The organism is Fischerella sp. (assembly GCF_013388695.1).
Lineage (GTDB): Bacteria > Cyanobacteriota > Cyanobacteriia > Cyanobacteriales > Nostocaceae > PCC9605.
This window is the reverse complement of the sequence record NZ_JACAEU010000171.1, coordinates 35,455-48,860: the sequence shown is the minus strand read 5'-3', so window position 1 is coordinate 48,860 and position 13,406 is coordinate 35,455. Positions and strand designations below refer to the sequence as shown.

Sequence of the window (13,406 nt, the reverse complement as noted above, 5' to 3'; positions counted from 1 at the left end):
TTCAACAAGAGTTGTTACACTTGTGGGGTCAGAAGAAACTAGATCAGCAGAACCAGGTGAAGGTAAAATTTCAATCGACTCGCCAATTGGTGAAGCTATTAACAACGCAAAAGTTGGAGATACAGTGGTTGCTAAATTGCCAGATAAAGAAATCGAATTTAAGATTTTGAAGTTTGTTAATTAGGATTAGGTTAGAAGTGAAGTGGTGAAGAGGTGAAGAGGTGATGGAGTGAAGTGGTGAAGAAGTTGGTTTACTTTTGTGATTTCAAATATCTGATATAACCATTAATTCTTTTGATAAGTGAAATTATTTCATTCTCTAAACTTTGAAATGTCTGCTTATCTATTATTTCAGCTACTAACAGAGAGTCTAAATGATCAATAAGCTCATACGCTGATCCACGAGATATCCTACAAAACCTGATAAATTCTTGGTAAGAGTATCTACCATGTCCTTCTGCTAAATTTGCAGAAACTGACTTTACAGTTTTTACAATGTCATACGTTAATATACTTTGCTTATAGTCTAGTGGTAGGACTAGTTTGAAACAATTTCTTTTTAGTTTTAGAGCGTTTTGATAAACCTCAAATGTTTGCAAGTTATGCATACTCATTTATATCATACCCACGATCACAAAACATTGTATTACAATACAATTTTTTAACCACTAACCACTAACCACTAACCACTAACCACTAACTAAAACACATCCGCCGGATCGGCAGAATGAAGTTTTCGCATCGCCACAGCAGCAGAGATTAAACACATAACCACAGTCATAATAAACACCTGCAATGCCACATCAAATCGCATGGCTAGCGGAATCCTTGTCAGATTTCCCAATAGTGCATACATCCCAATTGAACTTGCAGCCCCAGGAATAAATCCCAACACGGCAAGAATAATTGCTTCTTGGAAAACAACAGCCAACAGGCTGATATCTGAATAGCCCATCGCTTTCAGGGTGGCATACTCCGGTAAGTGATCGTTCACATCCGAGTACAACACTTGATAGACAATCACAACTCCGACAATAAAGCCCATTGTGGCACCAAAATTAAATATAGTACCAGCAGGATGTTCAGAAGACCAGAATGCTAACTCGTGTTCTTTAAAACCCTTGCGAGTCAATACTCTGACATCATTGGGTAATCTTGCTTGAATATTCTTAATTACAGTTGGGGGATCTGTACCTGGTTTGAGGGTGAGAATTCCTGCATGAATATTATCGAAGCTGTCTGCACCAAAAATCCGCAGATAATTCCAATCACTTGTGACAACATGCCCTTTGACAAACATACTGCTGCCCAAAGTAAAGATACCGCCAACCCTAATTCTGCGTCCCGATATCTCCGTAAAAATGGTTTTTCCTTGGTTAAAGGATTCAACTACAGGCCCGGTAGCTGGTTGAGATTGACTGTCAAACAGGACTACGTTAGGGAGTTTGATTTGCTCAAGCTGTTGATTTACTGTGGGTAAATCCAAGACAGGCTGGGCTGGGTCGAAAGCTATGGCTGCAATCTCAGTGACTTCCTTCTTCCAAGGATTGACCCACCGTGACAAAGAATAATACAAAGGACTAGCAGATGCTACTCCTTCTACCGCCGCAGCTTGGTACAAATGACGTCGAGAAAAAGTCTGACCCTCCAGCAGAGTCTTAGTACGGTTGCTGATTAAGACTATGTCTCCTTGAATATGATTATGGATAAGGGTTGCACCGTCAAACAGCATGGCTCTGAAACCCAACTGCATGAAAATCAGAATGTCAGCAAAAGCAATTCCAGAAAGAGCTACCAAAAGGCGAATTTTTTGATGGCTAAGTTGCGCCCAGCCCAAAGGAGGTTCCTGAGATTGCTTGCCCAGTAAGGTTTTGAATACAGGTAGTTTCATCTGTTCAATGCTCTACTGTGTCTTGGTCGAATTCAGGTCGAAGCTGATGCGGACTTGTAGGTAAGTCAGTCCTGCAACTTTGGCACTGTCTTTGGGATCGATGCGGACTTTGACTTCTACAACACGGGCATCTTTGTCAGCTGTTGGGTCAGATTCCAAGACATCTTGCTTTTTAATTTGCAAGCCAACATGTTCGACTGTACCATGTACCTCACCTGCAAACCCACCATGCTCACTTACAATTGTTGCCCTTTGACCGACTTGCAGTTTGCCCACATCGGTTTCATAAACTTCGGCAATGGCGTACATCTGGTTAGTTCGTCCCAGTTCTACGATTCCTTCACTAGTGTTAACCTGTTCGCCAACACGGGTATTAATCTTCAAAACTTGCCCGGCGATGGGAGAGCGTACGTAAAAGTCTTCTAACTCAGCCTCAATTCTCTTGATTTGGGCAATCGCTCGTTCTACTTCAGCTTGCACTACTTGCACATCCACAGGACGCACTTCTCTAAGTTTTTGCAACATCGCCTTTTCTGTTTGGATCTGCTTTTGCAAGGTGGATGTGGTGTTTCCTAGTTGCGCTTTCGCCTCATTTAGCCGAGATCGAGCGGTTTCAAAAGCCTCTCGCCTGTCGTCTAAAGCCGAAATACTTTCTGCTCCTTCTTGTTGCAAAGTTTGATAGCGCTGATAGTTGATTTGTGCATTCCGCAACTCAGCTTCGGCACGAGCTACTGCTGCTTTTCTTTCGGCAGTTTCCGTCCGTAGCTGGGCTTCTAGTCGGGCAATATTGGCTTGTTGAGCAGCAATTTCTGCCTGTTTTGCTTCCCCTGCTTTGATTTGGGTAAGTTTCGCCTGCTGCACAGCTAGATTTTGTTTTGCCTCGGCTAGTTCAGCTTGCTTTTTATCAATGCCTTGGAGAATGGCAATTATTTTTCCGGCTGGAATGCGATCGCCTTCTTCTACCAGCAATTTATTCACCCGACTATCTTGGGCATTGGCAACAGATAATTTAATGACTTTTCCTTGTGGCTCTAGGCGTCCCAAGGCTGTAACTTTAGTTGCTGGAGTCACACTCACAGCAGGAACTGGCGTAGTCGGGCTTTGTTTTTGAGTTTGAGAAATTACATAAACTGCACCCAAACTGAGAAAACCAATCGCAGCTATGCCAGCAATCCAAGGACTAAGCGGTTTCAAAACCCTTAGTTTTTGAGTCGTAGTCACCTCTGGAGATGGTGGTTTTGTTAACTTTTTGTCTTTAGTGATAACCATCGTTAATCAAGGGCGGTATAGTGAATAAAAATGATTATTTCTGACAGTCATTTGATAATAAATTTTGAATTTCTGCTAAGAATATATTCGCTATTATCTATGTTTGCTAACATCCTCAATTTGGGTGAATCAGTTGGGTGATAATAGAGAAGAGAGACAAAATTTTATCCAAACCTGAACTGCTTGATCTGTTAACAAATTTGCCTATCCTGCATCTACATTTTTAGGGAAACAAGATGAGGAACTTGTGAGGAAACTCGAACAACTTATACTCCAGTTCGCAGTCCCTTATTTTTCACTAAAACAGTATCTTCAACATCCAAGCTAAAAGACTGATAAAGTCTGCCTTTGTCAGTGCAGTTCCAGGCTTGAGCTTGAAAGTTGAACCTAAAAGTATTAGTTGTTACCTCACCCCAGGCAAAACAATCAGGTAGGGAATATTTATGAATGCGGATGATTTATTGCAACGCTATGCTGCTGGCGAACGTGATTTCAGCAGAGTTGATTTGTGTGGAATTAATCTGGCTCAGGCCAAATTAAGTGGAGTTAATTTAATTCGCACAAATCTGTTGCAAGCGGTGCTAAGTGGAGCTAACTTAAGTGGTGCATTCTTGGTGGTGGCGAATCTAGGTGAGGCAAACCTGAATCGAGCTACCCTGATTGTTGCTAACCTCAGTGGAGCAGATTTGAGTAAAGCTAACTTAAGTGAAGCTAATCTCAGTGAAGCTGTACTGACAGGTGCGATTGTACAGAAAGCAAATTTATCAGGTGCTAGCCTGCGGGGTGCGATTTTGGCGGGAGCAAACCTGATGGATTCAAATCTCCAAGGCGCGAACTTACAGGGGGCTAATCTCTATGGCGCAGACTTACGAGGAGCCGATCTCAGCCACGCCGATCTCACCCGCACTAACCTGCGGGGGGCAAATTTGCAAGGAGCCATCATGCCCGATGGTTCCATTCACAATTGAAATTAGCTACTTGCAAGCAGCAGTTGGGAGGTGATACTAGATAGCCAAAAACCTCCTGCCTTGCTTGAAACGGGAAATAAACATCGATTTGCTCAAATTTGAGCGTTTTGTATAAGTTTTATGGAGCAGGTACAAACAGGTGAATATTAACGCGAGTGAGTTACTGAAACAGTACGCAACTGGAAAACGAGATTTCCAAGGATTTGACTTGAATGGGGCGGACTTTCACCGAGCCTTTTTGAAGGGAATAACTTTGCAGGGCAGCAATTTGATTGGAGCGAACCTAAGTGGGGCTGATTTGGAAGCGGCAGATTTGAGTGGTGCGAACTTGATTGGAGCCAATCTAAGTGGGGCAAACCTGATTGGAGTTAACCTGAATGGGACTGACTTGATTGGGGCGAACTTGGTTGGAGCCAAGCTGGAAAATGCCTACTGCGTGAAAGCAAATTTAAATGGAGCCAATCTCAACGGCGCTAACTTGAGGAGGGCAAATTTGAGTGAAGCATCTCTAAGTGGCGCAAATTTGACTGAAACTGTTTTGAGTGCCACCTTAATAGATGCTAATTTAAGCGGAACCAATTTTTGCCGTGCCAGTCTAATTGAGGCTGATCTACAGCGGGCAAACTTAAGTGGAGCCAACTTAGCTGGGACTAACCTTTCCAAGACTAATCTCAGGAAAGCTAACCTAGCAGAAGCCAATTTGAGCGGAGCAAGCTTAAGAGAAGCCGATTTGAGCGAAGCTGATTTGACAGGAGCCAACTTGCATAGAGAAAGTTTGCACGAGGCGAATTTCCAGGGTGCAATCATGCCTGATGGTAAAATTTATCATGCTTGATAACAATCTTGCATAAGTATTAGCTAAAGCTAAGAACATTCTTACTTGGGAAAGTCGTTATTACCTGTGGACATATATATGGTTGAGATAGGAATTCACCTAATTAAACAACCATGCAAGCCCAATCGAAAATCCAGACAGTTAATCCTAAAGTAGAAAGGCATAAATAAACTAAAAACAGTGCGGGCTAGAAGCCCACCCCACAATATTATTAAAGCTCTTGTGGGGTGGGTATCCTGCCCGCCCGTATAGAATACAAGATATTTTACGTTTAATTATGTTGACCTACTTACTACTCTAATCCAAACAACTTTAATGTCGAGCTAAAGCTACAAACTTTGCAAAAAAACAAATTGTAGAGACGTTTGCGATCAGGCGTCTCTACAACAGAAAGTGATGTATTTTTTTGCTCGGAATTCAACCTAGTAATGGCAGACCTCTGAGAGAATAGAGCAAATTGCTAACGATGTTAAGTACCACAAACGCCAATATCGGAGAGAAATCCATACCTCCCAGAGGGGGAATAATGTTACGGAAAATATTCAGATAAGGGTCGGTGATCTGGCTCAAAGCAGCAAATGGTTGATTGTACCAGTTGATATTTGGGAACCATGACAGCAGAACCCTAATAATCAGTAGGGTGCTGTAAATTTGGATGAAAGTAGCCAGTGTGGCAATCAGTAAATACATGGATGGATCGGTTTCCTTTTCTGGGTAAGTGTCCACTGCGATCTTATATTTTGATTTTAAGGTAGCTCTGGTCATGGTGTATGCAGCTGTAGGGGCATTTACCACGATCGCGCTTCATCTGCTTTTGGAAACTCCTTTAGGCGTCTTTGGTGAGCGACCTTTCATTAGCTATCTGATTAGAATTACTGTTCACGCTGCCCAACTGCTGTCGCACTTCATCAATTGTGGCATTCAACTGAGCAATTTTATCTTCTAGCGATCGCCGCGCCGTTTCCATTTCTATGCTGTCGGTTTCTGAAGCTTTCATCTGACGCCGTTTGAAAGATGCTTTTTTAGCTTCTGTTGGGCTGGTAGGGATTTGACCTTCTTCTTGGGCTGCTAGCTCGCCATTGTTACGAGAAGCAACAATAGTACCCAATACTCCACCGACTACACCGCCAACTACTGCTCCGAAGAAAAAACCACTTGCAAAACCATCACGCTGACTCATATCTTTACCGCCAATTAAGAACGCTGCACTTTTGGGTTGTTTGGTTACTTTCTTAGTTCTAGCTGCATACTAGCTTAAGTCCCAAAGATGCGATCGCCTGCATCCCCCAAACCCGGTACAATAAATCCTTGGTTGTTAACTGCCTCATCTATAGTGGCAGTATAAATTATTAAACCCGGATATGCTGTTCCCAATTTTTGTAAAGCTGGAGGAGCTGCTACTACACATACAATTCGTGTTAAGGACGGGTCAACACCCCGCTGTGTCAATTCTTCCATTGCTTTAACGATTGACCCCCCGGTTGCTAGCATCGGATCGGTAATCAGTACCCGCGTCTGGGGATGAAATTTTTCTGGAAGTTTATTTAAATAACAAGAAGGTTGTAGCGTTGTTTCATTTCGCTCCAAGCCAAGATGATAAATCGATGCTAAAGGCAGCAATGTTTGTGCTCCTTCTAGCAATCCCAGTCCTGCCCGCAGAATTGGTACAACCGCCATCGGTACTTCCGGGTCAATTAAAGTTGCAGGACAGGAACTTAAAGGACTCTGCACCGTTGTCTCTTGAGTCGGCAACCACTCTCGGGCTGCTTCATAAGTAAGCCAACGTCCCAATTCAGTCATGGCAGTGCGAAATAATACTGAAGGCGTGGCAGCGTCGCGGGCAACTGCTAGCCAATGCTTGATTAGGGGGTGGGGTGGAACATAAACACGCAATTGTAGCGTCATGGCCAAAAAAAGGCGTTTTGCGATCGGATAACAACTGAAACATCATAATACTCTTTCTGATATCCGGCTATCAGCTAAAATAAATGCCGATCTAAAAATTATTGAAAAATTTTCGCATTAATAGTTGACATTATTTCTCAGTCAAAGTTATATTGATAATCAGTGTTCTCCTCTCTTTAAGGATCGGCAGACGGGATTAGCCAGCGGTTGCAGGCTCGTCCCTCTTTTTTTGAAGGGGAGATGAAGAGGTTAAGATGCGTATTCTTTGGTAAGATAGATTGTTATATATGTTACAAAAAATAGTTAAATTTTTTAGAAATGGCTGACTCCATGCCTCTTCCCACTCCCTATTATGATGCGATCGTCATTGGCTCTGGAATTGGCGGTTTGGTGACAGCAACTCAACTGGCAGCCAAAGGTGCCAAAGTACTTGTATTGGAACGCTATCTCATTCCAGGTGGCAGTGCTGGTTATTTTGAACGACAAGGCTATCGCTTCGATGTTGGTGCGTCGATGATTTTCGGGTTTGGACAGCGCGGTACAACTAACTTACTCACCCGTGCCTTAAACGCCGTTAACGTCAGTTTAGAAGTTATTCCCGATTTTGTACAGATTCACTATCACCTGCCCGACAATATAGACTTCAAGGTAGAGCGAACTTATGAAAAGTTTTTGCAAAACCTTATAACGTATTTTCCCGACGAAGCCAAGGGAATTCGCCGTTTTTATGATGAATGTTGGCAAGTCTTTAACAGCTTAAATTGCATGGACTTATTATCGCTGGAAGAACCCCGCTATTTGCTGCGGATGTTTTTTCAGCATCCTTTGGCTTGTCTGAGGTTGCTAAAGTATTTACCGCAAAATGCTGGAGATGTGGCACGACGCTATATTAAAGACCCCCTATTGTTGAAATTTATTGATATGGAATGTTATTGCTGGTCGGTAGTACCAGCAGAGATGACACCCATGATTAACGCGGGCATGGTGTTTTCTGACAGGCATTATGGTGGGGTTAACTATCCCAAAGGCGGCGTAGGACAAATCCCCCAAAAGCTTGTAGAGGGTCTTATTCAGGCTGGAGGTAAAATTAAATACCAAGCTAAGGTGACGCAAATTCTCATAGAAAAAGGACGAGCTGTAGGTATAAAGTTAGCTGACGGCCAAATTTATCGCGCCAAACGCATTGTTTCTAATGCTACACGTTGGGATACTTTCACAAAATTAATTTTACCAGATAAAATTCCACCTAATGAGAAAAAGTGGCAGCAAAACTATCAGAAATCACCCAGCTTTTTGAGTTTGCATATGGGTGTGAAGGCGTCAATTTTACCAGCGAAGACAGAATGTCATCATATTTTGTTAGAAGACTGGGAAAACATGGCAGCACCGGAAGGTACGATTTTTGTGTCAATTCCCACGTTGCTCGACCCAGATTTAGCACCAGCTGGTTATCATATCATGCATGTATTCACGCCGCACTGGATAGATGATTGGCAGAGACTTTCTGCAAAGGATTATGAAGCGAAGAAGGAAGAGGCAGCTGGGCGAATCATAAACCGACTGGAGAAAATTTTTCCGAGTTTAGACGCGGGGTTAGATTATCTGGAAGTAGGGACGCCACGCACCCATCGCCGCTTTTTAGGTCGGGAGGATGGCACTTACGGGCCCATTCCTCGACGCAAGTTGCGGGGTTTGCTAGCAATGCCGTTTAATAGAACTGCAATTCCAAGACTTTATTGTGTAGGGGATAGCACCTTTCCCGGCCAGGGATTGAATGCGGTAGCGTTTTCTGGATTTGCCTGTGCTCATCGCATCGCGGTAGATTTGGGATTGTGACCGACTTCGCTACTAATGTGGAGAGACACTGGTACGATACTCCATTCATAGCAAATCACCTGAGTGGAAGGTAATGTATTTGTCCTTCCCATTCACTATCAAGGCTGCATTCTGCCAACAATAAAATATCTTCAATAGCACGACCAATTGGAATGTCAAAGCTAACTTCAAAAACTCCAGGCATAAACAGTCCTGCCTCCACCCGTTCATAAGCATAGTGTGTAATCGTCGCGACATCGTGGGTGAGCAATACTCGCCCTTCTTTGGCTGCCCATTCTAGCACTGTTGGATCGTCTGCTCCAGATAGTCCTATGTCTTGAATTCGGACAATATCTAATCTTGGTTGCCGACGCAACACTCCCCGCACAATGTTGTTGTTGAAATTTTCGTCGGCAACAAATCGCAGCATAATTTATTATTGAAATTGAGTTCGGCGTGCCATTAAACGCTGGCGTAAACCTTGTGGGTCACATCTAGCCTCATTTATTTTACGGATTTCATTGGCGCGTTTTTGCCGTTGCTGCAAGTATTCTTCAACTTCCTGTTGGTGACGTAAATAGTAGGCTATTACAGCATAAACATCTGCTAGCTGCAAAGATGGGTACTGAAACACGATTTCTTCGGCAGTCGCTCCTTGATTGAAAGCAGCGACAACTGTATCTAGCGTGACTCGCGTTCCGCCCACTCGCACCACACCATCAGGATTTAGTTGCAAGGGCAAGGGTTCGGTTGTAATTGTAAGGGTCATAGCATTTACAAGATAATAATAAAATCAAATATTTTTGCTTTTTAGCCTACCTTCCGTCTTCATTTTTCGGGTTTCAATTCCGAATAAGGATTTGAGGTATTTGGAACCGTTAGGGAAAAGTTTCCCCTAACGGTATGATATGGTAGATGACGAAGATGACATAGTTAATTTGCTTTACTTCCTAATTAGTACTTACCGTCACACCTTCTAACTCCTCATCTGTCAACTCATACAAATCGCGTAGCTTTTGCAACTTCTCCTCACTGGCTTGCCAAAAGCCTCGTCCATGCGCCTCTAACATCCTCCCGACTATATTCCGAAAAGCTTCCGGGTTTGCTTTTCGCAATTTCTCTGCCATCTCAGGATCTAGAGCATACGTATCTGCTGCTTGGTCGTATACCCAATTGTCAGTAAAATCCGCAGTACCGCCCCAACCGATCAATGCTGTCATACGCTGCGAGATTTCAAACGCACCACCAGAACCTTGAGTTGCCATTGCTTCTGTCCATTTGGGATTCAGCAGTTTGGTGCGATATTCCATCCGCAGCAAATCATCTAGCTTGCGTGGTGTGGTATCTTTCGAGAAACTTTCGACAAAGCTAGCTGTAACTTTCTTACCGCGGATTTTTTCTGCCGCTTTCTTCAAACCGCCCGTATTGGCGTAATATTCTTGAATATCGGTTAAACCGTACTCTACCGAATCGATTTCTTGAACAATGCGATCGCTCGTTTTTAACAACTGATTCAGCACTTCTGGTCTTGCTTGGCCTTTATCTTGCCTGCCATAACTAAAGGCATTGCGACTTTGCCAAGTATTCCCCAACTCATCGCCAGATTCCCAATTACCATCAGTCACCCGATCATTTACCAGCGAACCAAAATCACCTGCCGGGTTAGAAAACAACCTTGCAGATGCATTCTCCACCCCTTGCGTCTTCAACGCCAAAGCGTGTTTTCTAATAAAATTCTGGTCTTCTGGTTCATCCGCCTCAGCTGCCCGTAAAAACAAATCATCCAACAACTCGATGATATTGACAAAACTATCGCGGAAAATACCAGACAAATTTCCCAACACATCTATACGAGGATGTCCTACCTCCGCCAACGGTTTTAACTCATAACGAACAATTCGCCCCGTACCTTCTTTGACAGGTTCTGCCCCAACCAACTCCAAGAGAATACCCAGAGATTCACCCTTAGTTTTAATCGCATCCAAACCCCATAGCATCACCGCCACAGTTTCTGGATATTTCCCATGTTCTTGTAGATGCTGGGCGATAATTTGTTGACCAATTTCCCTCCCTCGTTCATACGCTGCGGGCGAAGGCATTCTATAAGGATCTAAAGCATGAATATTCCTACCTGTAGGCAACACACCAGGGCCATCTCGTAATAAATCGCCACCAGGTGCAGGCGGAATATATTCTCCATTCAAACCGCGTAACAAATTAGTTAATTCTTCAGTGGTTTGCATAAGTAAATCGTGGATTTGTTGCGCTTCTGGACGGGTAAGATGCCCGTCCCACAAATCTGATTTTTCCTCTTGTGGGGTAGGTATCTTGCCTGCACCTTCTTCCCCAAAATAAGCCTCCAAATACGCCGCCATTTCCTCCTCATTTGGCGCTTCACCCAACGTATGCAACCCAGAAGAAAACAACCGATTCTCCAAAACTTGCAAATACTCGTACAACTTCACCAGATAATCATTAAAAGCATGAGCGCTAAACATGCGGATATTTTCTGGAGTAAAAGGAATCCCCAAACGTTTTGCATCCTCAAAGGGACAATCCGCATCTAAACCAGTATCAACAATCTTTTTAGAAATTGCTTCTTTGAGAGCATAATTTTTTTCTGGATCTTCGCGATACTCCGAGATTAAATCCCGCAGCGCCACCAATTCTTTATACAAACCTGCACGACCATAGGGTGGTACATTGTGGGAAATTAACACACCGTAACCGCGACGTTTTGCCAAAATCGATTCGGAGGGATTATTCGCCGCATATATATATAGATTGGGCAAATCTCCTAATAAAATATCAGACCAAGAATAACCTGTGTTTCCCAAAGGCGAACCAGGTAGCCATTCCACTGTGCCATGCATGCCAAAGTGAACTACAGCATCAGCTTGAAACTCATTTTGCAACCATTTGTAGAAAGCAGCATACTGGGGATGGGGCGTTAAATCTCGTTCAAACATTAACCGCATCGGATCGCCTTGTATCCCCAAGGGTGGTTGTACGCCAATCCAGATATTCCCTAGCTGCACGCCGCCAATATGGAATTCATCGTCATAGGTTTTAATGCCAGTACCCGTGAGAGATTTCCATTGCTTTTCAATACGGGAGGTGCGGAGATATCCCAACCATTTTTCTAGGGTTTTAGCATTAACAGTTGTAGGACGGGCATCTTGCCCGTCATCCTCCAATGGCAGGCGAGACGCCTGCCCCACAAGAGGACTAGCTTCATCCGCTTCTTTCACCTGCTGAATCAACTCTTCCCCGTCTTCGGGTAAATCACCAATACTGTAACCTTGGTCTTTAAGTGCCTGGAGGAATTTCAGGAGACTGCGCGGTACGTTTAACAATGCTGCTGTTCCGACTGCACCGTAACCAGGTGGAAACCCATAGAGAATAATAGCGATTTTTCTTTCAGATACAGGTTTTTGCCGCAGATTAACCCAGCTTTTCACTCTGCCAATTAAACGTTGTACCCGTTCGGGAACCAGATAAATATTTTCTCCTACCAAACCACCAAGGGGAACGGCATCAATCGCCCCGTCTAGTTCTGGTAGAGCGTATAAAACTACACTTTGCAAGCCACCAATACCTTGGCGCGTCCACGAGTAAATATCTTGAATTAATAGAGGTGCAGCAACGATATACGGAACATTTTTAGCGGTGAGAATACGTTTTGCTACCTCCACTTGTCGCCCTGCTTCCATCGAACCAGCAGGCCCACCTACCAAGGGGAAACCAATAGTTGAGACAATCGCATCCACTTTCACTGCATCACTGGAAAGGGAGGTTATTTCAACATTACCCTGCTGGCGTTGCTGGGTTTCGTAGTCGCTTGTCATCCAGTCACGGACAGCCACGTGTCCCTCCACACCGTTGATAAAAATGGGTAGGGGGATTAAACCAGCTTCATCAAAACGACGAATTAGTTGATTAATGTAAGGTTGTTTGGTGATGACATGCTTGCGGTAGAGGAGAATTCCCACAACTGGGTTTGTAGAGACGCGCCATGGCGCGTCTCTACAAGATTTTTGATACCACTCCAGATATGCTTTGGGAGATTCAAAAAACCCTTGATAATCGGGATGGAGTAACCCCATATTGGGGGTTTCCACGGGTGGGGGAATATCACCGACTTTTAACCCGAAGTATTTTTCTGCCAGTGTCCAAAATAAGGCTGCAACGTTTTCTGGCCCGCCAGCGTTCCAGTAACCATAGATAATTAACCAGTTGCGTAAGTCTTGGACTTTTTGCACTGGCACAAACTTCAATAGTTTTGGCCCTATTTTTAAAAAGCTAATATAACCTGCTAATCTATCTTCTTCTCGTCCTTGGCTAAATTTATCGAGAATGAATTTGACTGGTTTGGGCATACCTTTGGGTTTGTCGCCTATGGCAAAAGCACCCAGCTTGGTAAGACTCAACAATTCTAAGGCGGACTCAAAGATCAGGCGGATAGGGATTTGGCCGATGCGATCGCGCAACCACAAAACTTGGTCATAATCAAATATCAAACTGCCAAAAAACACGTCAGCGCCAGCAAGTGCTGCTTCTACCTCCGCACGCTTGCTGGTAATGTCGCGATCGCTAAATACCCGAATATCCAACTCCGGACAATTTGCGATCGCCAAATCAGCCGCTTTTCGGTACAAGTCAGCGTTGAAAGATTCAAACCCTGCAATCAAGACGATGCGTTTCATGTCCTTGAGTGAATTTA

Annotated in this window: 13 protein-coding genes; 4 read left to right on the top strand and 9 right to left on the bottom strand. The window is 43.8% G+C overall.

Going from position 1 to position 13,406, the window contains the following annotated elements; genetic code table 11:
- A partial coding sequence (locus HXY43_RS23915; protein ID WP_290888797.1) for a GreA/GreB family elongation factor occupies positions 1-184 on the top strand: 184 nt, incomplete at its 5' end.
- 67 nt (positions 185-251) lie between these two features.
- Here HXY43_RS23915 and HXY43_RS27000 read toward each other — a convergent pair.
- The 3 genes from HXY43_RS27000 to HXY43_RS23905 all read right to left on the bottom strand — a co-directional run bounded on the left by HXY43_RS27000 (position 252) and on the right by HXY43_RS23905 (position 3,160).
- Entirely contained in the window at positions 252-608 is a 357-nt protein-coding gene (locus HXY43_RS27000; RefSeq protein WP_367161502.1) for a four helix bundle protein, read from the bottom strand.
- 92 nt (positions 609-700) lie between these two features.
- Entirely contained in the window at positions 701-1,891 is a 1,191-nt protein-coding gene (gene devC / locus HXY43_RS23910) for an ABC transporter permease DevC (RefSeq protein WP_290888795.1), read from the bottom strand.
- 12 nt (positions 1,892-1,903) lie between these two features.
- A complete protein-coding gene (locus HXY43_RS23905; protein WP_290888792.1) occupies positions 1,904-3,160 on the bottom strand; it encodes an ABC exporter membrane fusion protein in 1,257 nt (418 codons plus the stop codon).
- 443 nt (positions 3,161-3,603) lie between these two features.
- On the opposite strand from HXY43_RS23905, the gene HXY43_RS23900 reads away from it, so the two are divergent.
- Positions 3,604-4,128, top strand: a complete 525-nt coding sequence (locus tag HXY43_RS23900) for a pentapeptide repeat-containing protein (protein ID WP_290888789.1) — start codon at positions 3,604-3,606, stop codon at positions 4,126-4,128.
- 139 nt (positions 4,129-4,267) lie between these two features.
- On the top strand, positions 4,268-4,963 hold the full coding sequence (locus tag HXY43_RS23895; protein ID WP_290888786.1) for a pentapeptide repeat-containing protein: 696 nt from the start codon (positions 4,268-4,270) through the stop codon (positions 4,961-4,963).
- 417 nt (positions 4,964-5,380) lie between these two features.
- Here HXY43_RS23895 and HXY43_RS23890 read toward each other — a convergent pair whose 3' ends face one another.
- The 3 genes from HXY43_RS23890 to upp all read right to left on the bottom strand — a co-directional run bounded on the left by HXY43_RS23890 (position 5,381) and on the right by upp (position 6,868).
- A complete protein-coding gene (locus HXY43_RS23890) occupies positions 5,381-5,653 on the bottom strand; it encodes a YggT family protein (RefSeq protein ID WP_026733210.1) in 273 nt (90 codons plus the stop codon).
- A 136-nt stretch (positions 5,654-5,789) separates the two neighbouring features.
- Positions 5,790-6,143 carry a hypothetical protein gene (locus tag HXY43_RS23885; RefSeq protein ID WP_026733211.1) on the bottom strand — a complete coding sequence of 118 codons (354 nt, stop codon included), beginning with the start codon at positions 6,141-6,143 and terminating at the stop codon, positions 5,790-5,792.
- 74 nt (positions 6,144-6,217) lie between these two features.
- Positions 6,218-6,868 carry a uracil phosphoribosyltransferase gene (upp, locus tag HXY43_RS23880; RefSeq protein ID WP_026733212.1) on the bottom strand — a complete coding sequence of 217 codons (651 nt, stop codon included), beginning with the start codon at positions 6,866-6,868 and terminating at the stop codon, positions 6,218-6,220.
- Between the two features lie 318 nt (positions 6,869-7,186).
- Here upp and crtH point away from each other — a divergent pair, with 318 nt between their 5' ends.
- Positions 7,187-8,704 carry a carotenoid isomerase gene (gene crtH / locus HXY43_RS23875; protein WP_290888780.1) on the top strand — a complete coding sequence of 506 codons (1,518 nt, stop codon included), beginning with the start codon at positions 7,187-7,189 and terminating at the stop codon, positions 8,702-8,704.
- Positions 8,705-8,759: 55 nt separating this feature from the next.
- Here crtH and HXY43_RS23870 read toward each other — a convergent pair whose 3' ends face one another.
- The 3 genes from HXY43_RS23870 to bchH form a co-directional block, all read right to left on the bottom strand.
- Positions 8,760-9,113, bottom strand: coding sequence for a DUF5615 family PIN-like protein (locus tag HXY43_RS23870; protein ID WP_290888777.1), 354 nt, complete (start codon positions 9,111-9,113; stop codon positions 8,760-8,762).
- Between the two features lie 6 nt (positions 9,114-9,119).
- Positions 9,120-9,452 carry a DUF433 domain-containing protein gene (locus HXY43_RS23865; protein ID WP_026733215.1) on the bottom strand — a complete coding sequence of 111 codons (333 nt, stop codon included), beginning with the start codon at positions 9,450-9,452 and terminating at the stop codon, positions 9,120-9,122.
- Positions 9,453-9,633: 181 nt separating this feature from the next.
- Positions 9,634-13,389, bottom strand: a complete 3,756-nt coding sequence (bchH, locus tag HXY43_RS23860) for a magnesium chelatase subunit H (RefSeq protein ID WP_290888773.1) — start codon at positions 13,387-13,389, stop codon at positions 9,634-9,636.
- Positions 13,390-13,406: the final 17 nt, after the last annotated feature.